The sequence below is a fragment of the Micromonospora sp. NPDC048835 genome, from assembly GCF_040649995.1.
In the GTDB taxonomy this organism is placed as follows: Bacteria; Actinomycetota; Actinomycetes; order Mycobacteriales; family Micromonosporaceae; genus Micromonospora.
Window position 1 is genome coordinate 139516 of sequence record NZ_JBEZGM010000013.1, and the last position, 26365, is coordinate 165880.

Annotated in this window: 22 protein-coding genes; 18 read left to right on the top strand and 4 right to left on the bottom strand. The window is 72.2% G+C overall.

Annotated features, from left to right (window positions below; genetic code table 11):
- The first annotated feature begins 229 nt into the window (after positions 1–229).
- Positions 230–634, top strand: a complete 405-nt coding sequence (locus AB0C15_RS17925; RefSeq protein WP_357353170.1) for a hypothetical protein — start codon at positions 230–232, stop codon at positions 632–634.
- A gap of 27 nt (positions 635–661) precedes the next feature.
- On the opposite strand, the gene AB0C15_RS17930 is transcribed toward AB0C15_RS17925, so the two are convergent.
- Positions 662–1837: an LLM class flavin-dependent oxidoreductase gene (locus tag AB0C15_RS17930; RefSeq protein ID WP_357353172.1), complete on the bottom strand. Its 1176-nt coding sequence runs from the start codon at positions 1835–1837 to the stop codon at positions 662–664.
- A gap of 173 nt (positions 1838–2010) precedes the next feature.
- On the opposite strand from AB0C15_RS17930, the gene AB0C15_RS17935 reads away from it, so the two are divergent.
- The 6 genes from AB0C15_RS17935 to AB0C15_RS17960 are packed head-to-tail and all read left to right on the top strand — an operon-like array spanning position 2011 to position 7631.
- A complete protein-coding gene (locus AB0C15_RS17935) occupies positions 2011–2991 on the top strand; it encodes an aliphatic sulfonate ABC transporter substrate-binding protein (protein ID WP_357353174.1) in 981 nt (326 codons plus the stop codon).
- Positions 2988–3821: an ABC transporter permease subunit gene (locus AB0C15_RS17940; protein ID WP_357353176.1), complete on the top strand. Its 834-nt coding sequence runs from the start codon at positions 2988–2990 to the stop codon at positions 3819–3821. Before AB0C15_RS17935 ends, AB0C15_RS17940 begins: the two co-directional genes overlap by 4 nt.
- Complete coding sequence (locus AB0C15_RS17945) at positions 3794–4525, top strand: ABC transporter ATP-binding protein (RefSeq protein ID WP_357353178.1); 732 nt, start codon at positions 3794–3796, stop codon at positions 4523–4525. Before AB0C15_RS17940 ends, AB0C15_RS17945 begins: the two co-directional genes overlap by 28 nt.
- 14 nt (positions 4526–4539) lie before the next feature.
- Positions 4540–5946, top strand: coding sequence for a selenium-binding family protein (locus AB0C15_RS17950; RefSeq protein ID WP_357353180.1), 1407 nt, complete (start codon positions 4540–4542; stop codon positions 5944–5946).
- Entirely contained in the window at positions 5943–6572 is a 630-nt protein-coding gene (locus tag AB0C15_RS17955; protein ID WP_357353182.1) for a hypothetical protein, read from the top strand. The genes AB0C15_RS17950 and AB0C15_RS17955 overlap by 4 nt, the downstream gene beginning before the upstream one ends.
- A gap of 42 nt (positions 6573–6614) precedes the next feature.
- Entirely contained in the window at positions 6615–7631 is a 1017-nt protein-coding gene (locus AB0C15_RS17960) for a methyltransferase (protein ID WP_357353184.1), read from the top strand.
- A gap of 92 nt (positions 7632–7723) precedes the next feature.
- On the opposite strand, the gene AB0C15_RS17965 is transcribed toward AB0C15_RS17960, so the two are convergent.
- On the bottom strand, positions 7724–8575 hold the full coding sequence (locus AB0C15_RS17965) for an alpha/beta hydrolase (RefSeq protein WP_357353186.1): 852 nt from the start codon (positions 8573–8575) through the stop codon (positions 7724–7726).
- Between the two features lie 138 nt (positions 8576–8713).
- On the opposite strand from AB0C15_RS17965, the gene AB0C15_RS17970 reads away from it, so the two are divergent.
- Positions 8714–9580, top strand: coding sequence for a metallophosphoesterase (locus AB0C15_RS17970; RefSeq protein ID WP_357353188.1), 867 nt, complete (start codon positions 8714–8716; stop codon positions 9578–9580).
- Between the two features lie 670 nt (positions 9581–10250).
- Here AB0C15_RS17970 and AB0C15_RS17975 read toward each other — a convergent pair.
- Positions 10251–12638, bottom strand: coding sequence for a discoidin domain-containing protein (locus tag AB0C15_RS17975; RefSeq protein ID WP_357353190.1), 2388 nt, complete (start codon positions 12636–12638; stop codon positions 10251–10253).
- Positions 12639–12762: 124 nt separating this feature from the next.
- Complete coding sequence (locus tag AB0C15_RS17980) at positions 12763–13815, bottom strand: GDP-mannose 4,6-dehydratase (protein WP_357353192.1); 1053 nt, start codon at positions 13813–13815, stop codon at positions 12763–12765.
- A gap of 209 nt (positions 13816–14024) precedes the next feature.
- Between AB0C15_RS17980 and AB0C15_RS17985 the strand changes: the two genes are divergently transcribed.
- Genes AB0C15_RS17985 through AB0C15_RS18030 form a run of 10 tightly spaced genes read left to right on the top strand, consistent with a single transcriptional unit; the run spans position 14025 to position 26316 of the window.
- On the top strand, positions 14025–15143 hold the full coding sequence (locus tag AB0C15_RS17985; RefSeq protein ID WP_357353194.1) for a sugar transferase: 1119 nt from the start codon (positions 14025–14027) through the stop codon (positions 15141–15143).
- Positions 15136–16701 (top strand): lipopolysaccharide biosynthesis protein, encoded by a 1566-nt coding sequence (locus tag AB0C15_RS17990; protein WP_357353196.1) that lies wholly within the window; start codon positions 15136–15138, stop codon positions 16699–16701. The genes AB0C15_RS17985 and AB0C15_RS17990 overlap by 8 nt, the downstream gene beginning before the upstream one ends.
- Positions 16698–17546 carry a class I SAM-dependent methyltransferase gene (locus tag AB0C15_RS17995; protein WP_357353198.1) on the top strand — a complete coding sequence of 283 codons (849 nt, stop codon included), beginning with the start codon at positions 16698–16700 and terminating at the stop codon, positions 17544–17546. Before AB0C15_RS17990 ends, AB0C15_RS17995 begins: the two co-directional genes overlap by 4 nt.
- The gene (locus AB0C15_RS18000; protein WP_357353200.1) at positions 17546–18397 is read left to right on the top strand and encodes a class I SAM-dependent methyltransferase; all 852 of its coding nucleotides are present in this window, start codon (positions 17546–17548) and stop codon (positions 18395–18397) included. Before AB0C15_RS17995 ends, AB0C15_RS18000 begins: the two co-directional genes overlap by 1 nt.
- Entirely contained in the window at positions 18397–19704 is a 1308-nt protein-coding gene (locus AB0C15_RS18005; protein ID WP_357353202.1) for a glycosyltransferase family 2 protein, read from the top strand. Before AB0C15_RS18000 ends, AB0C15_RS18005 begins: the two co-directional genes overlap by 1 nt.
- The gene (locus AB0C15_RS18010; protein WP_357353204.1) at positions 19697–20860 is read left to right on the top strand and encodes a glycosyltransferase; all 1164 of its coding nucleotides are present in this window, start codon (positions 19697–19699) and stop codon (positions 20858–20860) included. The genes AB0C15_RS18005 and AB0C15_RS18010 overlap by 8 nt, the downstream gene beginning before the upstream one ends.
- Positions 20857–22173, top strand: coding sequence for an O-antigen ligase family protein (locus AB0C15_RS18015; RefSeq protein WP_357353207.1), 1317 nt, complete (start codon positions 20857–20859; stop codon positions 22171–22173). Before AB0C15_RS18010 ends, AB0C15_RS18015 begins: the two co-directional genes overlap by 4 nt.
- Complete coding sequence (locus AB0C15_RS18020; protein WP_357353209.1) at positions 22170–23117, top strand: glycosyltransferase family 2 protein; 948 nt, start codon at positions 22170–22172, stop codon at positions 23115–23117. The genes AB0C15_RS18015 and AB0C15_RS18020 overlap by 4 nt, the downstream gene beginning before the upstream one ends.
- A complete protein-coding gene (locus AB0C15_RS18025) occupies positions 23117–24316 on the top strand; it encodes a glycosyltransferase (protein WP_357353211.1) in 1200 nt (399 codons plus the stop codon). Before AB0C15_RS18020 ends, AB0C15_RS18025 begins: the two co-directional genes overlap by 1 nt.
- Positions 24316–26316: a hypothetical protein gene (locus AB0C15_RS18030; RefSeq protein WP_357353213.1), complete on the top strand. Its 2001-nt coding sequence runs from the start codon at positions 24316–24318 to the stop codon at positions 26314–26316. Before AB0C15_RS18025 ends, AB0C15_RS18030 begins: the two co-directional genes overlap by 1 nt.
- The last annotated feature ends 49 nt before the right edge of the window (positions 26317–26365 follow it).

Sequence of the window (26365 nt, forward strand, 5' to 3'; positions counted from 1 at the left end):
GAGCTGGGATCACACGACCGCCGGGTCACCGCCGAAGGGTCGACCCGGGACTCCACCATCCCGGCCCGCACGACGGGCAACCGGCGGTGTCGGGTCGGATGCGGACCGCACCGCCCACCGCTGAGCAGACCGTAGAGGATCGCCACCGACCGAGGCAACAGTCCATTGGGGATCGAGCCGGGTGCCAACGTGTGTTCCGGTGTGGCGGCGGGCGAGGGATGATCACTGGATGACGGCGACGAGGGATACCCGCGCACTGCTCGGTGTTCTGTTCCTGGCGGCGGCCACGGTCGGGACGTGGATCCTCTGGCTGGGCTGGGACACCGAGTACACGGTCGACGCGCAGACCGGCGCGAGCAGCGGCCCGTACGAGCTGTGGCAGGTGATCGGGTGTGTGTTGACGCTCGTGGTGCTGGCCGCGCTCGCCGGAGCGCGGCTCAGCCCGTGGCTGGTGGCGTCGGTGATGACGGTGGCGTTCACGGCGGCCTGGTCGTGGCGGGCCGCGTCGACCGACGACAGCGGGCTGTGGGTGGTCGGGGGGATTCTGGTGCTGGTCGGGATGGCGGCCGGCAGCACCGTGGTGAGCCTCGCCGGGCGGCGGGTCGGCCGACGGGTGGCCGGCCGACGCGCCTGACCGCACCCGCTCGGGCGGGGCGGCCGGTCAGCGGGCCCCGACGGGCTCCGGTGCGGGCGACCCGGCGAACGGGACGTCGACGTGCGCCGCGCTGGCCTGCCGGCCGTCGGGGTGCCGCCACAGCCCACGCTCGCGAAGGATCGGCAGTACGCCCTCCCCGAACCAGTACGCCTCCTCCAGGTGCGGATAGCCGGAGAGGATGAACTCGTCGATGCCGAGCGCGTGGTATTCGGCGATCCGGTCGGCGATCTCGGCGTGGCTGCCCACCAGCGCGGTGCCGGCCCCGCCACGGACCAGCCCGACCCCGGCCCACAGGTTGGGGGCGACCTCCAGGCCGTCGCGGGAGCCACCGTTCAGGTCGAGCATGCGGCGCTGCCCCTCGGACTCGCTGCGGCGCAGCCCCTCCTGCACGGCCCGGATGTCGGCCTCGGACACCCCGTCGAGCAGGCGCTGGGCCTGCGCCCAGGCCTGCTCGGCGGTGTCCCGCGCGATGACGTGCAGTCGGATGCCGAAGCGCAGTTCCCGGCCGGCCTCGGCGGCCAGCGCGCGAACCCGGTTCAGTTTGTCGGCGACCAGGGCCGGCGGCTCGCCCCAGGTGAGGTAGACGTCGCTGTGTCGTACGGCGACCGGGAGGGCGGCGGCGGAGGACCCGCCGAAGTAGACCGGCGGGACCGGGTCGGGCGGTCGGTGCAGTCGTGCCTGTTCGACGCGGACGTGGGTGCCGTCGTGGTCGACGGTCTCGCCGCGCCACAGCGCCCGCACCACGTGCAGGAACTCGTCGGCGCGCGCGTACCGGGCGTCCTTGTCCAGGAAGTCGCCGTAGGCTCGCTGTTCCGATGACTCGCCGCCGGTGACGACGTTGAGCAGCAGCCGGCCCTTCGACAGCCGCTGGAAGGTCGCGGCCATCTGGGCGGCGAGGGTGGGGGAAAGCAGCCCGGGTCGGAAGGCGACCAGGAACCTGAGTCGCTCGGTCACCTCGGTGAGCATCGCGGTGCTGAGCCAGGCGTCCTCGCACCAGGCGCCGGTCGGGGTGAGCGCGCCGACGAAGCCGAGCTGCTCGGCGCTGCGGGCGATCTGCCCGAGGTACGCGACGCTGGCCGGCCGGGCGCCTCCGGCGGCACCTGTCGCTACGCCGTGTCCGCCGCCGACGATGTCCCGGCTGTCGCCGTTCGTGGGCAGGAACCAGTGGAAGGTGAGGGTCATCGCGGCTCTTTCCTTCAGCGGGGTGGTCGGCGCACGCGGGGCGGCACCTCCTGAGGGGTGGGACGATCCCGCCGACAGCCTACCCATAAAACCTATCGGGTTAGTAGGCTACTGCCGGCGCCGACAGTTGTCGATGCGTCGACACCCCCGCCTGCCCGACCCGAGGAGCCGCCATGCCCACCCCGTCGACGAGTCGCCACCCGCGGCGCCGCCTCCTGACGGCCGCGCTCACCACCGTGGCACTGCTCGCCACGGCAGCGGTGAGCGCGTGCGGCGGGTCCGCCGATGCGGACGGCGGCAGCGCGCAGAAGCTCCGGATCGGCTACCAGCGCTTCGGCGGGCTGAGCCTGGTCAAGGCGCGCAACGCCGCACCGGAGGTGGAGTGGTCGCTGTTCGAGAGCGGGCCCGCGCTCACCGAGGCGCTCAAGGCCGGCTCCATCGACATCGGGCAGGTCGGCGAGGCACCGCCCGTCTTCGCCGCCGCCGGCAAGATCCCGTTCTCCGTCATCGGCACCTCGGCGCCGATCCCGCAGGGTGAGGCCGTCCTGGTCAAGGCCGACCGGGGCTACCGCAGCTTCGCCGACCTCAAGGGCAGGACGGTCGCCCTCAACAAGGGCTCCAATGTGCACTGGCTGCTGGTTCGGCTGCTGGAGGCGAACAACATGACGCTGAAGGACATCCAGGTCAAGTACCTCAAGCCCGCCGAGGGACGGCCCGCGTTCGACGGCGGGCAGATCGACGCGTGGGTGATCTGGGACCCGTACTTCGCCCTGGCCGAGCAGCCGGGGGTCCAGGTGCTCGCCGACGCGACCGGCCTGGCCAGCAACCGCGAGTACGTCCTGGCCTCGCCGAAGGCGGTCGACAGGCGGTCGGACGAGATCCGCGCCTTCCTCCAGCGCTACCGCGAGGTGACCGACTGGGGCATCGCCCACCCCGAGGAGCGCGCCAGCACCCTCGCACCGGAGCTGAAGATCCCACAGGACGTCACGAGCCGCGCCCTGGCCCGCAGCGCCAAGCCCCTCGCCCCGGTCACCCCGGCGATCGGCGACGAACTCCAGGCGATCACCGACACCTTCATCGCCCTGGACCTGATCCCGGGGCCGGTCGACCTCCGCTCCCGGATCGACGACCGGTTCAGCGCGGTGTTCAAGTGAGTCGGACGACGCTCGTCGAGGCACCCGACGAGGTCACGGCGACGGCGCCTGTCGTACCCCGTCGTCAGCGGCCGGCCCGGCGCTGGCGGCGGGTGGTGAGCCCGGTGGTGCTGGTCCTGGGCTGGGAGTTGGCCGCGCGGACCGGGCTGCTGGCGGCCGAGAAGCTGCCCGCACCGAGCGACGTCCTGGCCACCGGGTGGCGGCTGAGCCGGGACGGCACCCTCGGCGTCCACCTGCTGGACTCCCTCACCCGGGCCGGAGCGGGTCTGCTGATCGGCGGCCTTCTGGCCCTGGCCCTGGGCACCGTGGCCGGGCTGCTGCGGCTCGGCGACGACCTGGTCGACCCGCCGGTGCAGATGGCCCGGATGCTGCCGCACCTCGGGCTGGTCCCGTTGCTGATCATCTGGGTCGGCATCGGCGAGTCACTCAAGATCAGCCTGGTCGCGCTCGGCGCGTTCTTCCCCATCTACTTCAACACCTACGCCGGCATCCGGGACATCGACGAACGACTGGTGGAGGCGGCACGCACCTGCGGCCTGGGGCAGGCCGCCCGACTACGGCACGTGGTGCTGCCCGGCGCGCTACCGTCGCTCTTCCTCGGCCTGCGGCTGGCGATCGGGGCGGCCTGGCTCAGCCTGGTCGTCGGCGAACAGGTGAACGCCCAGACCGGAATCGGCTTCCTGATGATGGAGGCGCGGGAGTTCAGCCAGACCGACGTGGTGGTGCTCGGCCTGCTCGTCTACGCCCTGCTCGGACTGATATCCGACCTTGCGTTGCGCGTTGCGGAGAGGAGGATGTTGACATGGCGTCGCGGACTGCGGGCCACCTGAAGGGCACCGAGCCGGTGCTGACCGCCCACGCGGTGCGCCGGGCGTTCGGGCCGACGGTCGTGCTGGCCGGGGTCGACCTGACCATCGACCGCGGTGAGGTGGTCGCCCTGCTCGGCGGCAGCGGTTCCGGCAAGAGCACGCTCCTGCGGATTCTCGCCGGGCTGGACGGCGAGGCCGACGGAACGAGCGTCGTGCACGGCACCGCCGCCGTGGTCTTCCAGGAGCACCGGCTGCTGCCGTGGAAACGCGTGGCCGACAACGTCGGGCTCGGGCTGTCCGGCGCGGACCGCCCGGGGCGGATCCGGCGGGCGCTGGCCGAGGTCGGTCTCGCCGAGCGAGATCGCGCCTGGCCGGCCGAGCTGTCCGGCGGGCAGGCGCAGCGGGTGGCAGTGGCGCGGGCCCTGGTCCGTGAACCGGACCTGCTGCTGCTCGACGAGCCGTTCGGCGCCCTGGACGCGCTGACCCGACTGCGGATGCAGATCCTGCTGCGCCGGCTGCGCGCCGAGCACGGCTTCGCCGCCCTGCTGGTCACCCACGACGTCGAGGAGGCGCTGCTGCTCGCCGACCGGATCCTGCTCCTCGACGACTGCCGCATCGCCGCCGAGCTGCCCGTCGACCTCGGCCCCACCCGTACGCCGGACGACCCGGCCTTCGGCGCGCTGCGCCGCCACCTGCTCGACCGACTCGGCGTTCCCACCACCTGACGAGCGGAGCTGTGATGACCCGCTGGACCCCCGACCCCACGTTCTACCCCTCGCCCCGCGAGGCGGTGACCGCAGCGGCGGAGAAGCTCGCCTACGTGGCGGCCTTCGACCGTACGGCCACCCGTCCGGACGCCATCGTGGTGCTGGACACCGACCCCGACTCCCCCGACTACGGCCGGGTCGTCGGCTGGACCGACCTGCCGTACGTCGGTGACGAGCTGCACCACTTCGGCTGGAACGCGTGCAGCAGCGCGCTCTGCCCGACCGCCCCGCACCCGCACGTCGAGCGGCGCTACCTGATCGTGCCCGGCCTGCGGTCGTCGCGCATCCACGTGCTCGACACCCAGCCCGATCCGCGCCAGCCGCAGGTCGTCAAGGTGATCGGGGCGGAGGAACTGGCGAAGCGGGCCGGCTACTCGCGGCCGCACACCGTCCACTGTGGCCCGGACGGCATCTACCTCTCCGCGCTCGGCGGCGCCGACGGCGAGGAGGGCCCGGGTGGCATCGCCATCCTCGACCACACCACCTTCGAGGTACGCGGGGCGTGGGAGGCCGACCGGGGGCCACAGTTCCTGGCGTACGACGTGTGGTGGCACCTGACCCAGGACGTGCTCGTCACCAGCGAGTGGGGCACCCCGGCGATGATCGAGGACGGCATCATCGGCGAGTTGTTGCTGGGCCGGCGCTACGGGCACGCCATCCACTTCTGGGACCTGGCGAAACGCCGGCACGTCCAACGGGTCGACCTCGGCGACCAGTACCAGATGCCGCTGGAGTTGCGGCCGGCGCACGACCCGACGAAGTCGTACGGGTTCGTCGGGGTGGTGATCAGCGTCGAGGACCTGTCCGCGTCGATCTGGTTGTGGCACCGCGACGGGGACGCCTGGGCGGTCACCAAGGTCATCGACATCCCGGCCGAGCCAGCCGACCCGAAGGACCTGCCCGACCTGCTCAAGCCGTTCGGGGCGGTGCCGCCGCTGGTGACCGACATCGACCTGTCCGTGGACGACAGGTTCCTCTACGTCTCCTGCTGGGGCACCGGGGAGCTGCGCCAGTACGACGTCAGCGACCCGCTGCACCCGGTGCAGACCGGTTCGGTGCACCTCGGCGGGATCGTCCGCCGCACCGCGCACCCGTCCGCACCCGACGAGGCCCTCGCGGGTGGCCCGCAGATGGTGGAGGTCAGCCGGGACGGCCGGCGGGTCTACGTCAGCAACTCGCTCTACGGCGCGTGGGACGACCAGTTCTACCCCGACGGGGTGGGCGCCTGGCTGGCCAAGCTCGACGTCGACGTGGACGGCGGCGGGCTCACCCCCGATCAGCGGTTCTTTCCGCACGGGGAGGAGTTCCGGGGCCTGCGGGTGCACCAGACCCGGTTGCAGGGCGGGGACGCGTCCTCCGACTCGTACTGCTTCCCGTGACCGTCACCACCCTGGCGACGCTCGCCGCGCTCGGCGCGTTCCACGGTCTGAACCCGGCGATGGGGTGGCTCTTCGCCGTGGCGCGGGGCCTTCAGGAGCGCGACCGGCTGGCGCTGCTGCGCGCCCTGCCGCCGATCGCGGCGGGGCATCTCGCCTCGGTGGCCATCGTCGCCGCGTTTGTCGCCGCGACCCGCTCGGTGACGGCGAGCAGCACCCTCGCGGTGGTCGGCGGGGTGCTGCTCGTGGCCTTCGGGCTCTGGCGACTGCTCTCCGAGCGGCACTTCCGCTGGGCGGGGATGCGACTGTCGGCAGCGCAGCTCGCGGCCTGGTCGTTCCTCATGTCGTCGGCGCACGGGGCAGGGCTCATGCTGGTGCCGGTGCTGGTGGCCGAGCCGGTGCCCGGGGGTCACGCCGGGCACCTGGCCGCCGCGCCGGTGGGCGCGCTGTCCGGCCTCGCGGCGGCCGGCGTGCACACCGTGGCCATGCTCGGCACCGCCCTGGCCGTGGCGCTGCTGGTCTACCAGGTGCTCGGGGTCGGTGTGCTGCGCCGGGCCTGGTTCAACGTGGACCGACTCTGGGCCGGGGTGCTGGTGGCCGCGGGGTTGGTGACGCTGATCCGGGCGTGACCATCCATCGTGGAAACGTCTGATGTGTGATCTCATGGCCTGGTGATCACTCCCACTCCCCTCATGCGCCTGGTGGCCGGTGTGTGGGGCTTCAAGACACTCGCGGCCGGCGTCGAGCTGGGTCTGTTCACCCGGCTGGCCGGCGGGCGGACGATGACAGTCGAGCAGGCCGCCGCCGAGTTCGGGCTGCCCGACCGACCCGCGGACCTGCTGCTGGCGGCAAGTGCCTCGCTCGGGCTGCTGGAGAAGGCCGGCGACGGTTACCGCAACTCGGAGTTGGCCGAGCAGTTCCTGGTCGAGGGGCGCCCGTACTACTTCGGCGCGCAGGTGCGCTACTCGGACCTGCGCACCTACCTGCCCTGGCACCGCATCGGTGACGCGCTGCGCACGGACCGGCCGTTGACCTGGGACCCGGAGGCCCAGCAGTCGATGTTCGACACCGAAGACCCGGAGATGCTGGCGCAGTTCTGGGACGCGATGTTCTCCACGTCCAGCTTCACCGCAAGCGCGTTGGCCGACGCGTACGACTTCTCCGCACACCGCCGGCTGCTCGACGTGGGCGGCGGTGCCGGCGCGTTCCCGATCGAGTTCTGTCGCCGCCTGCCCGACCTGCGGGCCACGGTCCTGGATCTGCCGCACGTCTGCGTGCGGGCCCGGGAACGGATCGCGGAGGCCGGCCTGACCGGGCGGATCGACGCGGTGGCCGGTGACTTCCTCGCCGACCCGGAGCTGCCGGACGGGCACGACGTCATCCTGCTCAGCATGATCCTGCACGACTGGGACGAGCCGACCAACCGGGCGTTGCTGGCCCGGTGCCACGCGGCGTTGCCGCCCGGTGGGGCGATCGTCGTCTGCGAACTGCTGCTCAACGACGAGCGCACCGGGCCACCGGAGGCGGCCCTGATGGGGATGAACATGCTCGTCGAGACCGAGGGCGGCCGGAACTACTCGGGCGCCGAGTACGCGGCCTGGCTCACCGACGCCGGCTTCGTCGACGTGCGAACGGTGCCGTTCGACGCGCCCGGCGCCAACGGCGCGGTGGTGGCCCGCCGGCCCTGAACGCGGACGACACCCGGCCCCGGGTGCGAAACCGTGGGCCGGGTGTCGCAGCGCCGTGCTGGCGCTGGCGTCCGAGCGGCTACCGGTACGGGTCAGGCGCGAGCCTTGGCCGGCTGCTTCATGAAGTCCATGATCGCCTTGTTGACCTCGTCCGCGTGGGTCCACGGGATGCCGTGCGGCGCACCCTTGAGCGTGACGAGCTGCCCGGTCGGCATCATCGGCCCGAGCCGTTGACCGGTCACCGGGTAGGGCAGCACCCGGTCCTGGTCACCCTGGACGATCAACACCGGAATGTTGATCTTCGGCAGGTCCTGACGGAAGTCTTCCTGCCAGGCGTCCACGCTGTCGTGGGTGGCCTTGCCGGAGGCCATCGCGCCGATCTGCCAGTGCGCCCGGTACGCCTCCTCGCTGACCCGCTTACCCATGTTCTGGTCCGGGTTGAAGAACGCGTCGCAGAAGGACGTCAGGTAGGCGAAGCGATCCTTGAGGATGGCGTCCTGGAAGCCCTTGAAGAGGCTCCGTTCGACGCCCTCCGGGTTGTCGCTCGCCTTGGCCAGCATCGGTTGCAGCGGGCTGAGCAGCACGGCCCGGCTCACCCGTTGCGAGCCGTAGTTACCCAGGTAGCGGACCACCTCGCCGGTGCCCATCGAGTGACCGATCAGGGTCGCGTCGTTCAGGTCCAGCTCGGTCATCAACACGTCCAGGTCCGCCGCGAACGTGTTGTAGTCGTACCCGAACGCCGGCTGCGCGGAATTACCGTAACCGCGCCGGTCGATGGTGATCGTCCGGTATCCGGCGTTGAGCAGCGCGGTGGTCTCCTTCTCCCAGGTCGCACCGTTGAACGGGAAGCCGTGGATCAACACCACCGGCTTACCGGAACCGTGATCCTCGTAGTACAGGTCGATGGGTGCGGAGTTTTCCGTCCCCACGGTGATGAAAGGCATGTCTACTCCTGCTCCGGTCTGGGCTGTCGGACGCCCCGCGCTTTCCCGCCCGGCCCACGGATATGCGGGCGGTCAGATCGGCCCGAACGACAGGAACAGGGGTTTCCCGACCCTCCCGCGTCGTCCTAACCTCGGAGGGTGAAACTTCCGCCCCGGCTGCGGGCTGTCAGCGACCTGCACGTCGGGCACCCGCAGAACCGCGCGTTCGTCCAGGAACTGCACCCGGACAACCCCGGCGACTGGCTGCTCGTCGCCGGAGACGTCGCCGACCGGTTCGCCGACATCGAGTGGGCGCTCGGGCTGCTGAGCAGCCGCTTCGAGCGGGTCGTCTGGGCACCGGGCAACCACGAGCTGTGGACGCCACCGCGGGACCCGGTCACGGTGCGCGGCGAGGAGCGCTACCGCGAGTTGGTGCGGATGTGCCGACGGCTGGGCGTGCTCACCCCGGAGGACCCGTACCCGGTGTGGGACGGCGACGGCGGCCCGGCCACCATCGCCCCGCTCTTCGTGCTCTACGACTACACGTTCCGGGTGCCCGAGGCGCGCACGCAGGAGGAGTCGCTGGCCCTGGCGTACCAGGCCGGGGTGGTGTGCACCGACGAGGCGCTGCTGCACCCCGACCCGTACCCGAGCCGGGCGGCCTGGTGCGACGCCCGGGTCACCGAGACCGAACGCCGGCTGGCCGAACGCGACCCGGCGCTGCCGACGGTGCTGGTCAACCACTACCCGCTGGTGCGGGAACCCACAGACATCCTGCGGTACCCGCTGTTCGCCCAGTGGTGCGGAACCGTCCGCACCAGCGACTGGCACCTGCGCTTCGACGCGTCCACCGTCGTCTACGGTCACCTGCACATCCCCCGCACCACGTTCCACGACGGGGTGCGTTTCCAGGAGGTCTCCCTCGGCTACCCCCGCGAGTGGCAACCCCGAGGGCCGGTGCCCGACCCGGTCCGCACCATCAACCCGGCAGACGACGTACGCCGACGCACGTCCGTCAACGGGTGAGCCACAGGCCGCCACTTCCTGGGTTCGCCTCGGCCACACAACGCGAGATCTTGGACAATTTCCGTTCAGACAGGACGGAAAGTGTCCAAGATCTATGGATCGCCGCGAGCGATCGAGCATCGCTGCCTCGGCGGGTCAGCGAAGGTCGTGGGGATCCCGAGCAGCCAGCGCCTCAGCCTCCGGCAGTCCGAGGCGGCTGGTGACCCGCCGCCGCATCCGGACCCGCGCGCTCGTTCGTGGCGGAACGTGGGCTCGCGCGAACACCCGCACATCTCGAAACCCTCGTAGCACAGCCCTGCCCCCAGAACTGCCGCAACCGCCGCCCACCCGGAGTCGTTGTGCCGACGGGTGCGGCGAAGTCGTGCCCGGCAAGGACCATCGGCCGTCGACACGACGTACAGGTGTGCGTTCTGCCGTCCCACGCGTCAGTCGCGCCATGAGCCATCTCGGCGCCGATGTTGCACTTTCGGATGCCGATTCAGGCACTATGCCCCTTGTGCTGAAACAGAAGGTGCAAGATCGCGCGTTGGTTCGTCGATCATGGAGTTGTGGTGCCTGATTTGGGGCTGTATGGGTGTTTTGTCACCCACCACAACTCCATGATCGACGGTGCGGTGCGGGGCGGGGCGGGGCGGGGCGGCGGGGCGGGGCGGGGCGGCGAGCTAGTCGGTCAGCTGGGGTACACCTCCAGGGCCGACAACTGCCCCGCTGGCCAGCCCGTGTTGCCCGTCACGGTGATTCGCACGTAACGGGTCTGCGCGGCGGTGAAGGTCAGCGCTACCTGGTTTCCCGTGGCGGGGTTGAAGGTCCGCCCCGCCGTTCCGACGAGCGTGCCGAAGCTGCCCCCGTCGGCGCTGCCCTGCACGGAGAGGGTCTGCGTCCGACTCGCCCACGCCGACGACGGCGGCAGCTTCAGCACCACCCGCCCGACCGTGCGCGTCGCGCCGAGGTCGACCTGCACCCACTGCGGGAACGCGTTGTTGTTGCTCTCCCAGTAGCTGCTCGCGTCACCGTCGACCACGTTGCCCGACCCGTAGCTCTGGACGTGGCTGCTCTCGCTTGTGGACCGGCCCCGGGCCAGGTCCGCGTTGGCCGCGGCGTCCGTGGTGACGGTGACCGCCGAGGACGCGCTTGAGGTGTTGCCGGCGGCGTCGCGGGCGACGACAGTGGAGGTGTACGCGGTGGACGGGGTGAGCCCGCTCACCGTCGCCGTGGTGCCGGTGACGGTGGCGACGACGGTGCCACCCTGGCGTACCTGGTATCCGGTCACTCCGGTGTCGTCGGTGGAGGCGGTCCAGGACAGGGACACACTCGTCGAGGTCTTGCCGGTCACGGTGAGGCCACTCGGGGCGGTCGGTGGGTTGTCCGGGGTGGTGCTGCCCGCGTACACCTCGACCTTGGCGAGCTGGCCCGCCGGCCAGCCGGTGTTGCCGGCGATGCTCAGCCGGACGTAGCGGGTCGTGGTGGTCGTCAGGGTGCGGGTGACGGTGTTGCCGGTGGCCGGGTCGAAGGTGTACGCGGAGGCCCCGGCGATGGTGGCGAAGGAGTTGCCGTCGACGCTGCCCTGCACGGTGATGGTCTGGGTGCGCGCACCCCAGCCGGCGGGCAGTCGCACCACGAGTTTGTTGACCTGGTGGCTGGCGCCGAGGTCGACCTGCCACCAGTGTGGGAAGGAGCCGCCGCCGCTCTCCCAGTAGCTGCCGGCGTCGGAGTCCACCGCGTTCGACGGCGGGAAGGGGCCGTTCTGGCTGCTGGCCGAGGTGGACCGGCCGGCGGCGAGGTCGCCGCCGGTCGGGGGTGGGGTGCCGATCATCGGTGGGGTGGGGCGGACCGGGGTGAGGGCGAGTTGTCCCTTGAGCATTCGGCCGCCGTCGGCGGTGATGCGCAGGTAGTAGTCGGAGGAGCAGGCGACGCCGTCCTCGTCGAGGGCGCGGATGTTCGCGCCCGCCGGGGTGGTGGCCTGGGTCTCGGAGGTCTTGGCGATCTGGTTGCCCTCGTTGTACTCGTCGTACATGGAGACGTACAGGCCCTGGGAGCCGAGCCGGACCATGTTGTAGATGTGCCGCCAGTAGAAGTCGCCGTGCTTGCGGTGGCCGCCGGCGAGGTCACCGGGCATCACGCAGGGCAGGTAGTCGATGCCCCGCGCCGCGCAGTCGGCCATGTCGCCGACGTTGACGTTGTTGTAGTACGAGTCCAGCTCCTCCACGGTCCTGGCCCGGTAGACCATCCAGGGTGAGATCGCGTGGAACGCGTGGTAGACGTCGAGGAAGCCGGGGCGGGAGTCCTCGATGCCCTGCCGCCACCAAGTGGGCACGCCACCGATGACGTAGCAGCCCTGGGCCTTGAACCAGTTGACGACCTCCAGGCAGGGGCCGGGGGTGAAGGGTCGGCTGGCCTCGCTGAAGCCGAAACCCCAGATGCAGACGACGGGTTTGCCGTTCTGCCGGGCGTACGCCGACGACGCGGTGTGCGCGGCCATCTTCGTCGTCCAGTCGGTCTTGATCTCCGACTGGAACGTCAGCCAGTCGGTGACGTCGTACATGATGTAGAACTTGCGGTTGTAACGCTCGGCGGCGGAGCGCACCTTCTGGGTCATCGCGTCGCGGGTCGGGCCCTCGTCGCCCATCGGGTTGAACCGTTGCAGCGCCGCGGTGTCGCAGCCATACTCCTGCATCCAGCGGAAGTGGGTGTCCACGGTCTGCTGGTCGTACGAGGAGAAGAGGGTGGCCGGTTGGCCGTTGCCCAGGTTGGGGTACGCGGTGGGGTAGGTGCGCGTGTACTCACGCATGTCCGGCCAGGACACGATCGTGGTGTTGGCGGGCGACGGCGGCTGGAAGCGGTCGCGGCTCCAGTGCCACCACCCGCCGATCGGCGCGGAGTCGCCGGGGGCACTGAACCAGCCCTGGTAGCCGACGGTCACCTTGCCGACCACGTCCCCGGGGGGACTTGCGGCGTGCGCGGGGCTGGCCAGGCTGGTGAGCAGCTCGGAGGTGGAGGCGGTGGCGAGGGCGGACCCGGCCAGAACCGATGTGACGAACCTGCGGCGGGACACCGCCATGGGGACCACTCCTTCGGGACGGAAGGCATTGACGGCCATCGTGGCAGCAATGGATGCCGACCCGCAAGAGTTAGACTGTTCGATGAAATTCCCGGTCAGATGACGGGAATTACGTGCTGGCAGGTCAGCGGCTGATGGCTTGCTCCAGCGCCCGCACCGGGGACAGGATCTGGCCACCGGCCTGGCGGCGGCGGGCGTCGCGCACCGTCATCCGTACACCCTCGGTGAAGCCGATCTTGGGATACCACCCGAGCAGCTCCCGCGCCTTCCTGATGTCCAGCGCCATGTTGCGCACCTCCCCCGGCCAGGGCAGCGGCTCGTAGCGGGCCGCGTTGCCGACGCCGGACGCCTCCCGGACGGTGTCGTACACCTCGTTGACGCTCGTCTGCCGACCCGAGGCAATGTTCACCATTCCCACCCCGGGGTGGTGACAGGCGGCGGCGATCGCCTCGGCGACATCGCTGACGTGGATGAAGTCCCGGGTCTGCGTGCCGTCGTCGTAGATCACCACCTGCCGGCCGCCGAGCAGCGCATCCGCCATCAGGGACACCACGCCGCAGTCGCTGCCCTCCTGCCGTGGCCCGTAGACGTTGCCGAACACCATGGAGGTGGACGACAGGCCGTGCTGACGGGCGTACCAGTCGAGGTAGTGCACACCGGCGGCCTTGCTCACGCCGTACGGGCTCACCGGGGCGATCGGGTGGTCCTCGCGGACCGGCAGGTCGTGGGGGGCGACGCTGCCGAAGACGGCGCTGCTGGCCGCGTTGATGACCAGCCGTACGCCGCCCCGGGCGCAGGCGTCCAGCACGTTGACGGTGCCGAACACGTTCACGTCGGCGTCGTACAGGGGCGACCGACGGGCCGCCGGGACGCTCGGCTGTGCGGCGAGGTGCACCACCACGTCCGGCTGCCACTGGTGGATGACCTCGACACCCTCGGGCGTACGGATGTCACCCGAGACGACGTCCGCCTCGGTCAGCCCCCCGTACGCGGCGTCGGCCAGGTTCTCGACCCGGCCGGTGGAGAAGTTGTCGAGCACTCGGACCTGGCTGCCCATCAGCATCAGCCGGGCGACCACGTGGCTGCCGATGAAGCCGGCGCCTCCGGTCACCAGCACGCGCCGGGGCATCAGGTCCGTCGGCGGGTCGACAGCGACGGCGGGAACGGGCAGGTCCATGGGGAACTCCTCGGAACGACGGGGCTGTCGGCCACTGCGGCACCAGACGACCGGGCACGACCGTAACCCACCAAACGCCCATCAAACGGATGTTTCACCCAATGGTCTGGGTTGATATAGGCGGTTCAGTACTTAGGGTCCCGTTTTTACCGATCCGGGACTAATGGGGCATTTGTGACTAGTAGCTTACTCCCGGGGTGCTCGCCAGCATGCCCTCGAAGGACCTGACGGAGAAGGAGGTCGGCGCGTTGAGGAAGACCCCCGGTCCCGTCACCGCGGACTCGGCTCCGATGCCAGGCAACGACAACGCGACCCGGCACGACCTCACCACCGCACCGGAATCCGAGGTGTCCCAGCGCCCGGAGTTTCCGGTGCAGCTCCAGGAGCTGTTCGCCCACTACGAGCGGACCACCCGGGCCGACCAGCACAGGCGGCGGGCCCGCGTGGTGGTGCTCGAGGCGAACGACCCGGCCACGACGCCCGACCGCCTCGACGAGGAGTTCGATGTCGCCGTCCGACTTCCGGTGCCGACCTGCGCCGAGGAGTTCGCCCGGGTGCTGGCGAGCGTCCGCCCTCGACTCCTGCTCCTCAAGCACTCCCTGGAGAGCATCGACGACCGCATCGTCACCAGCTGCCTGAGTGCCGGTGTCGAGATCATGGTGCTGGCCCGACCCGTCTACGGCCTGCTGCGGGCCCCGGCCATGGCCCGCTTCGGTGGGCTGCCCTGGATCCGGCTGGGATCGGGCGCCGCCCGACCGCGCGGCGAGCGGCTGAAGCGGTTCTTCGACGTCGGCGTGACCCTGCTCAGCGCCGTCGTGGTGGTCCCGCTGATCGTGGTGATCGCCGCCGTGGTGTCGTTCACCGGCCCACCGTTCTACCTCCAGCAACGCGTCGGCGCGGGCGGCCGGCTGTTCCGGGTCGTCAAGTTCCGGACCATGCGGGTCGGCGCCGAGCAGACCACCGGCCCGGTCCTGGCCCGGCCGGACGACGTCCGGATCACCCGACTGGGCCGCTGGCTACGACGGTCCCGGCTGGACGAGTTGCCCCAACTCTGGAACGTGCTGCGCGGCGAGATGAGCCTCGTCGGGCCCCGCCCGGAGCGACCTGAGTTCATCGCCGGCTTCACCCGGCTGCCCGACTACGACCTGCGGCATCTGATCCGACCGGGGCTGACCGGCATCGCGCAGCTCACCGGCGGGTACGCGGCCACCGTCGAGGACAAGCTCCGGTGTGACCTGCTCTACCTCAACTGCCGCTCCATGCGGGTCGACCTGGCCCTGCTCCTGCTGACCGTCGTCGAGCTGTTCCGGGGGTTTCCCCGTGGCTAGTACGGTCCGCGCGGACGGAGCCCGGGTCACCCGCAACACGGCGAGCATGCTTGCCGCGCGGGTGGTCATGGCGGTGTCCGGGCTGGTCTCGGTGCCCGTCGTCTACGAACGGCTCGGGCCCCGGGAGTTCGGGATCTGGGTCGTGCTCGCCGGCCTGCTGGCGATGGCCGCCCTGATCGACCTCGGCCTCGGTTCCGCACTGGTCCGCGAGGTGGCTCGGGCCGAGAGCGCTGCGGATCGGGACCTGGTGCGCCGGCTGCTCGGGCTGGGGCTCGGCTGGGCCGTGCTGCTGGGCCTGCTCACCCTGGGGGCGCTCGGTGCGTGCTGGCCGTGGCTCGCCGGGCTGTTGCGCCTCGGCGACCTGGCCGACGAGGCGTGGCAGGCCACCCTCTGGTTGGTGGTCGGCCTGGTGGCCGGTGCGGTGGAGCTGCCGTGGCGGGCCGTGCTCGAAGGCGGCCAACGGTACGGCTCACTCGCCGCGATCAGCGCCGGCACCGCGATCCTCGGGGCAGCCCTCGCCATCCTGGTGGTCCGCCTCGGCGGCGGCCTGGCGGCGTTGGCCGCCTCGGCCGCCGCGACCGGCGTGCTCCGTACCCTCCTGCTCGCCGCGACGACCCGACGGCAGTGCCCGGACCTGTCCCCCCGGTGGGGGCGCACGGACCTGGCCGACATCCGCCGGATCGGCGGCTACGGCCTGCGGGTGCAGGTCTCCAGTGGCGCGGGCATGGTCAACGTGGAGGTCGACCGTCTCGTCCTCGGTGGCGCCTTCGGTCCCGCCGTGGCCGGCGGCTTCGACCTGGGCAGCCGGCTGCTCAACCTGCTTCGACTGCCCCCGGGTTTCGCCCTGATCGTGCTCTTCCCCGCGGCGGTCGCCCGCACCGCGACCCGGGGTTCCGGCTGGCTGGACTCGTTCTACCTGGCCGCCACCCGGTACCTCGCGCTGTTCCTCGCCCCGGCCACGGCGGCCCTGATGGTCAGCGCCGACCCACTGGTCCGACTGTGGCTGGGCCATCCGGTCCAATGGGCGGCGGCGAACATCATGATCCTCGCCCCCGCGTACGCCCTGAACCTGATCACCGGCGCCGCGACGATCGCCGCCCGCGCCGAGGGCCGGCCCGGCCTGGAGACCCGGTACGTGGTGCTCTCCGTCGTGCTCAACCTGGCCCTGACCGTGCCGATGCTGCTGCTGTGCGGACCGCTCGGCGTACCGCTGTCGACCGCGCTCGCGGTGGTGCTCAGCACCGGGTACTTCCTGGTCTACTTCCACACCGCCACGGCCCGGCCGCTGGCCCCGCTGGTGCGGGCGGTCTGGCCGCCCCTCGCCGCGGCCGTCGCGGCCGGGTTGGTCACCGCGGCGGCCAGCCGGTACCTGCCGGACGGCCCGGGACGACTCGACGCCGCCCTCGCCGTCTCCACCCGCGCGGCGCTGACCCTGCTCGTCGCCGGCACGCTGCTCGCCGTCGGCGGGCACGTGGGTGCGAGCGACCGGATGCGGCTGCACCGGTTGCTGCGCGCGCCGGCCGCCGTGCTGTCACCGAGTACGGGAGGTCCGCGATGAGCGTCGACCGTCGCACCGCCAGGTGCGTGGTGTGCGGGCCCCGGCAGGCCCACCGGCCCGAACTCGGTGGGCTGCTGCGCCGCTGCGAGGGCTGCGGCTTCGGCTGGACGGCGCAGGAGCAGGCCGAGAAGGACGGTCGCTACGACGAGGACTACTTCGCCGAGGGCGGTTACGACGACTACTTCCGGGCCGCGCCGCGCCGGTTCGAGGCGCGGCGGCGACTGCGGTGGCTGCTCTCCACCGTCCGTCCCACCGTGCTGCTGGAAGCCGGTCCCGCCGGGGGCTACTTCCTCGAAGCCGCCCACCAGGCCGGCATCACCGCAAGCGGCATCGAGGTCAGCGACACCGCCGCCCAGTTCGCCCGCGACCACCTGCACATGCCCGTACGCCAGGGCTACTTCGAAACCATCGCACCCACCCTCACCGCCGACGTCGTCTGCGCCTTCCACGTCCTCGAACACGTCGAAGACCCCCGCGCCTTCCTGCACGCCGCCCACACCGCCCTCACCCCCGGCGGCTGGCTCGCCCTCGAAGTACCAAACATCGCCTCCGCCGCCGCCCACCGGCTCGGCACCGACTGGCCGGGCCTACAGCCGCGCTACCACCGGTGGCACTTCACCCCGGACACCCTGGTCCGGCTGGTGACCGACCTCGGCTTCGAGGTCGTCCGGCAGGACACCACTGTCTTCCGCTACTACATGCCGCTCGCCTACCGACTGCGGCACGCACGACACCTACTCCCCGCCGACGTGCTCGGGCTCCGCTCACCGCGGCTGACCCACCCACGCCTCGGCGACCTGCTCCGGGTGATCGCCCGGGCACCACGAACCGGACGGAGCACCTGATGAAACTGGATGGGATCGAGCTGGTCCGCTGCCAGCTCTGCGGCCGCGCCGGTGGGCACTCGCCGACGCTCGGCGAGCTGCTGTGGAGCTGCCCGGACTGCGGCTTCGTCTGGACCGCCGGCAGCGCCCCGGCACCGGAGGACCTGTACGACGAGGCCTACTACACGACGGACGGGTACCAGGACTACTTCGCCTCCGCCGGTCAACGCCGGTTCGAGGCGAGCCGACGGTTGCGCTGGCTGCTGTCCGCTGTTCGGCCCACCGTGCTGCTGGAAGCCGGCTGCGCCGGGGGGTACTTCCTCGAAGCCGCCCACCAGGCCGGCATCACCGCAAGCGGCATCGAGGTCAGCCACGCCGCCGCCCAGTTCGCCCGCGACCACCTGCACATGCCCGTACGCCAGGGCTACTTCGAAACCATCGCACCCACCCTCACCGCCGACGTCGTCTGCGCCTTCCACGTCCTCGAACACGTCGAAGACCCCCGCGCCTTCCTGCACGCCGCCCACACCGCCCTCACCCCCGGCGGCTGGCTCGCCCTCGAAGTACCAAACATCGCCTCCGCCGCCGCCCACCGACTCGGCACCGACTGGCCCGCCATCGCTCCCGCGTACCACCGGTGGCACTTCACCCCGGACACGCTGAGCCGGATGCTTGTGGAGTCCGGGTTCCGGGTGATCTCCCACGACACGGTCTTCTCCCGCTTCTACTGGCAACCGGCGGCCCGGCTGCGCAACGCCCGGGACCTGCTGGTCGCCGACGTCGCGGCCAGCCGCTCACCCCGGGTGACACACCCGCGACTCGGCGACCTGCTGCGCATCTTCGCCCGCCGCGACGACCGGGCGGTGTCGTGATGGGCGCCCCGCTGCTGTCGGTGCTGCTGGTCAGCTGGAACACCCGCGACCAGACCCGGCAGTGCCTGGAGTCGCTGGCGTCCACCGCCGACCCCGACCTGGACTACGAGGTGGTGGCCGTCGACAACGGTTCGTCCGACGGCTCCGCCGAGATGCTCGCCGACCAACCCCGGGTCCGGCTGATCCGCAACAAGCACAACACCGGGTTCGCCGCCGCGGTGAACCAGGCGTACCGCCGGGCGAACGGGCAGCTCATCCTGCTACTCAACAGCGACATCCGGTTCCACCCGGGCGCGCTGTCCCGGATGGTCGACCACCTGCGGGAACGGCCGGACGTGGCCGGGGTCAGCCCGCTGTACCTCAACCCGGACGGCACCTTCCAGCAGCACTACGTCCAACAGCCAAGCTTCGTCGCCACCATCGCGCTGGTGACCGCGCTGCGTCGACTGCCCGGGTTCCGGCAGGCGCTGCACCGGTTCCAGATGCGCGGCGAGGACTTCAGCCAGCCCCGGCAACTCGCCTCGGGCAGTTGCATGCTGCTGCGCCGCAGGGTGCTGGGACAGCAGACCATCTTCGACGAGACGTTCCCCGTCTACTGGAACGACGCCGTCCTCGCCCGACAGCTCGACCAGGCCGGGCACCACCTGTGGATGCTCCCGGACGCGGTGGTGACGCACAGCCGCGGCGCGTCCTGCCGGCTGCTCGGGCCGACCATCCGCTTCCGACACCTGCTGGGCAGCCTGGTCGGGTACCTGCGGCTCACCCAGCCCCGCTACCGGTTGCCGCTGTTCCGGGCCGCGCTGCTCGCCGACCACCTGGTCAAGCGACTCTTCGGTCGATCCGTACAGCTCGGTCTGGGTGACCTGCTCGCCGCGCTGCGCGGCGACGTCGGCCCGCTGCCCGACGGTGACACCCGCGACTGGGTGGTGCTGTTCAGCCGGACCCGATGGTCCGTCGACGGGCACGCGGCGGTGCTGGGGCAGTTGGCGCCCGGGCAACGGTTGCTCTTCGTCGACCCGCCGGGACGCCGGCCGCGCTGGCGGTGCGAGGTGACGCCGATCGGCTCGGCCGCCTGGCACGCCGTCACGCCGACCGTGCTGCCGCTCGGTAACTCGGTGCCGTTCGTCAACTGGGTCAACCGACGGGTCGCGGCCGGCGCGCTGCGCGGCTGGCTGGACCGGCACGCCGGTGCCCGCCTGCTGCGACTCGACGACGAGCGGGCCCGCCCGGTGCTCGGTCGCCTCGGCGAGGACGAGGTGCTGCCCGCCGCAGCGCCGCGACCGATGGAGCGGACCGGCCGTGGCTGAGCACACCACCACGCTGCGGCCGGCTGCCGAGACGATCGAGCCGTCCGCCGACGACCGCGACTGGGTGGTCATCTTCAGCGGCACACCCTGGGCGAACGGCGCTCACCGGCAGCACGCGCTGGCCCGCGAACTGACCGTGGACCACCGGGTGCTCTTCGTCGACCCGGCCGGGCACCGTCCACGTTGGCGGCCGGAGATCCGGCAGGTGAGCGACAGTCTGTGGCAGTGCGCCGGACCGGCTCTGCTGCCGTTCGGTCGGCACCTGCCCCCGGTCAACCGGGTCAACCGCTGGCTCGCCGCGCGCCTGCTGCGCCGGTGGTTCCGGCGGCGGGCAGCGGCCGTACGACTGCTGTGGCTGGACGAGGACCTGGCCGCGCCGGTCGCCGCCCGGCTGGACGCGGCGGCCGTCGTCTACGACGCCACCGACCTGGACTGGACGTTCACCCGGCCCTGGAACCGCTGGCACCTGCGGCGCGCGCTGCGCTCGGCCGTCGGCGCCGCCGACCTCGTCCTCGCCTCCTCCACCGCCCTACCGGACCGGATGCCCGCCTGCGGCCCGGCGCCGGTGGTGCTGGCCAACGGGTGCGACCCGGACCGCTTCGCGCCGGACGGCCCGGTCGCGCCCTGGCTGCTCGGTCTGCGGCGACCACTGATCGGCTACAGCGGGGCGGTCGACACCCGGGCCTTCGACGCGGACCTGGTCGCCGCGGTGGCGCGGGCCCACCCCGAGTGGACGTTCGTCCTGATCGGCCCCTCCACCCGGGCCGGCCGTGCCCCGCTGGCCGGCCTGTCCAACGTGGTGCTCGTCGACGCCGTCCGCTTCGCGGACGTCCCGGGCATCCTGCGGGCCTGCGACGTCACCATCATCCCGTACCGGGTGGGCGGGCTGATCGACTACGTGCACCCGAAGAAGTGCTACGAGTACCTGGCCCTGGGCAAGCCCGTCGTCGCGACACCGCTGCCGGCGCTGTCGGCGCTCGCCGACACCATCACCCTCGCCGCCGACCCGGCGAGTTTCGCGGCGGCGCTCGCCGACGCACTCGACCGCGCCGGTGCGCCGGAGGACGCCGCCAGACGCCGGGAGGTCGCCACCCGCAACAGCTGGTCGGCACGGGGCGTCCAGCTGCGGTCGCTCTTGGCGGGGCTGCCCCGATGAGGGCGCCGATCGTCGCCCCCGGCGTGGTGCTCGCCGGTGCCGGGCTGGGCGCGGTGGTCTCCGGAGTCACCCTGCTACCCGGGCCGGTCGGCCTGGCCGCCGCCATCGGAGTGCTGTGCGCCGGCGCGTTCCTGCTCTGGCCCTGGGCCGTGCTGCCGGTCGGCATCATCGGCGGCGCGGTGGTCGGCGCGGTACTCAGCGGCGGCGACGTGCGCGGCTACATCGCGGTGAAGGTGCTGCTGCTGGCCGCCGGCGGCGTCGCACTCGTGGTGCGGCACTGGCTGGGGGTGGAGAAGCGCGGCCAGCGCACCGTCGCCGACCTGGGAATGCTTGTGCTCGTCGGTCTGACCGTCGTGGCGGCCGCCTACGGACTGGCCGTCGGCAACCTTCCGGCGGAGGTGCTTGTCGCCGCGTACCAGGTGGCCACGATCCCGGTGTACTTCTTCGTGGCCACCCACACCCTCACCACTCCCCGTCGGATCCTGGCCGCCGGCATCCTGTACGTGGTGCTGGCGGGGGTCTTCACCGCCATCTCGGTGACGGCACCGGGGCGGCACGGCGGGCTGATCACCCTCATGGCGATCCCGGCGCTGATCTGGGTCGCCGGCCGGGTCCGGGGTTGGCGTCGGGCCGGTGCCGTCCTGCTCGGTGGGTTCTTCGCCGTCGACGTGCTCCTCGCGTCGTACCGGGGTATCTGGCTCGCCGCGGCGCTGACCGGGCTGCTCATGCTGGTCCGCGGCGGTCGCACGGTCCGCACCGGCCTGGCCGCCACCGTCGCCGCCGCGATCGCGGTGGCCGGGGTCCTCGCCCTGCAACCGGGGGTACGGGAGCGGGCCCAGGAGATCACCAGGGGGTTCGAGCAGTCCGCCGGTTACCGGGGTGTCGAGTCCGAGGTGGGCCTGGGTGTGTTCGCCGACCAGCCGCTGGTGGGAGCCGGCCTCGGGCAGACCACCCAGGACATCTACCTGTCCGGTTTCACCTTCACCGACGTCGGGCCGGTCTACCACGCCTTCTACGTGACGGTGCTCGCCAACCTCGGGCTGGTCGGCCTCCTGCTGGTCCTCTGGCCGATCCTGCGCAGCATCCGCGTCGGCCTGCGGGCTCGTGACGGCGTGGCGCTGCCGTTCGCGGCACTCTCCTGCGGGTTCCTGGCCGCCGCTCTCTTCGCGGCGCCGACCGACGGGCACTGGGAGCTGGGCCTGCTGCCGGCGCTGACCCTCCTCACCGCGCACCACGAGGGCGTGCGGCGGCGACGGCTGGCCCGGCCGCCGCTGCTGCGCGGCGCCCTGGCCAGAACGGGAGTGGCGGCATGAGCGCAGCCGACGCCACCGCGGTGGTGGTCACCCACAACTCGGCGCGGCAGATCGTCGCCGCGCTGACCGCGCTGCGGCAGGCGGGGGTGCCGGTGCGGTTGGTGGACAACGCCTCCACCGACGGCACCGTCGCCCTCGTCCGGCAGCGCTTCCCGGAGGTGACGGTCCTCGCCAGCGCCACGAACACCGGGTTCGCCACCGCCGTGAACCGGGCCGCCGCCGGGGTCGACACCGACGTCGTGCTCCTGGTCAACCCGGACTGCGTGGTCGCCCCCGGCACGGTGGCGGAGCTGGTCCGGATTCTGCGCGACCGACCGTCGGTGGGCATCGCGGGCCCACGGCTCGTCGACGCGCACGGCCGGGTGGCGATCAGCGCCCACCGCTTCGAATCCCTCCGCACCGTGCTGGCCAGCCGGTTCGGTGGGACGTTGGTGCCGGTCCCGCTGCGGCGGCTGCTCAGCGGCCGGCGGCGTCGGGCCGCGTACGACGCCTGTGTGCGTGGGGCGCGACCGGTGGCCGTGGACTGGCTCTCCGGCGCCTGCCTGGCCGTGCGTCGGGAGCTGTTCGAGGCCGTCGGCGGCCTCGACGAGGGCTACTTCCTGTACTACGAGGACGAGGAGCTGTGCCTGCAGGCGGCCCGACGCGACGCCGAGGTGCTCTACGTGCCCTCGGTGAGCGCCGTGCACACCGGCGGGGCGAGCAGCTCCGACCCGGCCTGGATCTGGCCCCACCTGTACCGCAGCATGCTGCGGTTCTTCGCCCGCCACCGGGCCGGCACCCTTCGTGCCGTACGCGGCGCGGTGCTGCTGCGCGCGCTGATCGGTATCGGACTGGCCGGGGCGCGGATGCCGCTGCAACCACGAGCCGGGACGGCCCGGCTGCGGGCCTGGACCCGCGTCGGCCGCATCGCGGTCAGCCGACCTGAGACGAGAGGAGGAGCGTGATGCACGTCCTGACAACTGTCGTCGGCAAGCGCACCGAACACTGGACGGACCTGTTCGACGTCCTGTGCGAACAGCCGGACGTCACCCTCACCGTGCTCGCCGCGGACGTGTCCCCGGTGACCCGACGCGAGCTGGCCCGGCTGGCCCGCCGGCACCACCGGCTGCGGTACCACATCGTTCCGCACCTGCTCGGCGAGTCGGTGACCGGGCACATGGCCTCGGTGCTGTTCCGCCTCCCCGGGCAGCACGACGTGACCACCGCACGCCCGGACGTCCTGCACGTCATCGGCGAGGCCGCGTACCTCACCACCTGGCAGGCCCTGCGGTTGCGGCAACGCTGCTGGGCCGGGGTGCCCACCACGTTGTACGCCGCGCAGAACGTGGTCACCCGCTTTCCGGTGCCGTTCCCCCGGATCGAGCGGCAGTCCTACCTGTCCGTCGACCACGCCTTTCCGATCACGCCAGCGGCGTTGAACGTGCTGCGGATCAAGGGTTACCGGGGCCCGGCAACGATCGTGCCGCTCGGCGTGGACACCCGGACCTTCCGTCCACAGCCCACCGAGCCGGCCGCGCACCCGTTCACCGTCGGGTTCGTCGGGCGGTTCGAGCCGCACAAGGGCGTTGTCGACCTGCTGCGCGCCGCCGAGCTGATCGACTGCGACGTGTCGCTTGTCGGCGACGGCAGCCTCAGCGGCGAGATCGAGCGGGCCGCGGCGCGCCGGCCGGGCCGGGTGCACCGGCACGGCTGGGCCGGGCACGCCGAGCTGCCCACGCTGCTCAACGGCATGGACGTGCTGGCGATGCCGTCGGTCGAGGTGGTGCAGCGCAACACTCTCCCGTGGATCGGCATCCCGCTGCGCGAGCAGTTCGGCCGGGTGCTCGTCGAGGCGATGGCGTGTGGCGTACCCGTCGTCGGCAGCGACGTCGGCGAGATCCCCCACGTGGTGGGCGACTCCGGTCTCGTCTTCCCGGCCGGCGACGTCGCCGCACTCGCCGGCCGCCTCGCGCGACTGCGCGACGACCCCGCACTCGCCGGCCAACTCGCCAACCGAGGGTTGTCCCGTGCTGGCACCGAGTTCGGCTGGGACCGCATCGCCGAGACCCTCTGCACGACCTGGCGCGGACTGCGGTCCCCGACCCGGTCCCTTCGCACACCGCCCGCCGAGGCCGGGCACCCAACCAGAGAGGCGATCGCCTGATGAGCGCGTCGATAGATGTCAAAGGTCTGCTCGGTGCCTCCTGGCGCCGGGTGGGCGTGCCCCTGCTCGGCCTGTGCGCGGGCCTGGCCGCCGCCCAGGGAGTCACCCAGCTCCTTCCGGCCCGCTACGAGGCGGAGGCCAGCGTGCTGGTCAGCGCCGAACAGACCGACGAGGACCGGCCGGCGGACCTGGCCCTGGCGCAGAACCTCACGCCCACCATCGCCCGGCTGGTCGGGTCCCGCGAGGTCGCGCTCGAAGCGGCGCGGTCGCTGCAACTGCCCGAGCGGGCGGTGGTCGGCCACGTCAGCGGCGAGTACGAACTCGGGCTCCAGATCATCACCGTGCACGCGAGCGCCGCCACCGGTACGCAGGCCGCCGCGATCGCGAACGCCGCCTCCCGGGCCGTCAGCCAACAGCTGGGCCGGCTGGAGATGGGCGGCTCCACGAGCATCAACGCCCGGGTGCTCGACACCGCCAGCCCGCCGGCTCGGCCGGCGTTCCCCAAGCCGCTGCTCAACGGCGTACTCGGGGCCCTGGCCGGGCTGCTCGCCGGCTGGGGGGCGACGATCCTGCGCGACCGCTTCGACAGTCGGCTGCGCAACATCGGTCAGATCGAGGCGCGCCTGGGCCTGCCGGTGGTCGGGGTGCTGCCGAAGCTGCCGCGCCGCTTCGCCCGCCATCACGCCGCCGCGCTGTACGCCCGCACCGACGTCGCCGACGCGGTACGCGCCACGATCTCCACACTGAGCGTGCTCACCGCTCCCCTGCCCCGTCGACGGTTGCTGGTCACCAGCGCCCACGACGACGACGGCAAGGCGCTGGTGACCGCACTGCTCGGTCTCGGCATGGCCGACGAGCACTGCCGGGCCACCCTTGTGGACGGGGCGGTGCGGGACCCGGTGCTGTCGGGCCACTTCCCGGACGCGCCGCACACCTGGCAACAGGTGCTGGCACAGAAGTCTCCGCCGGTGCGCCTGGTCGACTTCCCCACCCTGACCGTGCTGCCGGCCGAGCCCCGCGAGGGCGCCGACACCGAGGCCCTGCACGAGTTGGGTGGGCTGCTCAACGCGCTTGGCGAGGACGAGGACTGCGTGATCGTCCACGCGCCGCCGATCCTGGCCGGTCGGGAGATCTCGGCGTTCGCCCAGCACGCGGACGGCGTACTGCTCGTCGTCCGCGCCGGGCGCACGGACCTGGACGTCAGCACCCGGGCGGCCCGGCTGGTCCAACAGCTCGGGCTGCCACTGGCCGGTGTCGTGGTGATCGGTGCGGTGTCCCGGACGGACCACCGGCCGAGCAGCGAACAGCCGGCCCTGGTGCCGGGCGCGAGCCCGGACGCCGTGGCGCTGCCGGCGACGAAGGCGGGCGCCCAGGGCGCGGTCATCCGTGAGCTGGTCAGCGCCCTGGTCGAGGAGAAGTCCGGGCCTCCCGGACGACACCGCCGGCAGAGCCAGAGCCCGGCCGAGTCGGCCGCGGCCGGCAGGACCGTGGAGGGCACGACGGTGGAGCGTAAGCCCGTCGAACGCACGCCCGTCCAGAGTACGACGGCCGAGCGGGAACCGAGCGCGGGTTCGACGACCGCGCGTACCCCGGTCGGCAGTGTGCCGGCGCCCGCGGAGGCGCCGGCCGGGCCGACCCGGATCGAGGACGCCGTAACCCAGCCGAACCCACGGGTGACGGACCTCCCGGACCGGCCCGAGCAGGTGCCGACACCAAGCGCACCGTCCGAGCCGGCGGCGCCGGCCTGGGGCGGCGCTCCCGCCGTGTCGGGCGTGCTCGGCCGACCGTTGGCCCGGCCCGAGACGCCCTGGCGGCCGGTGGCGGAGGCGACGCCACGGGAGCCGTCCCGAGACGCCCCGACGGGCAACCTGGCGAACCACTGGCCGGTCTTCGGGCAGGAACTGCTGGCCGCCGGGCGACCGGGCGCGGAGCAGCCCTCCACCGGACCCATCGTCCTGCGCCGGGCCGTGGCCGTCGGCGACACCGAACGCTGGGGCTGACGACGGCTGGAGAACGCCCGCCCACCCGCCGAGCTGACCGCACACGACA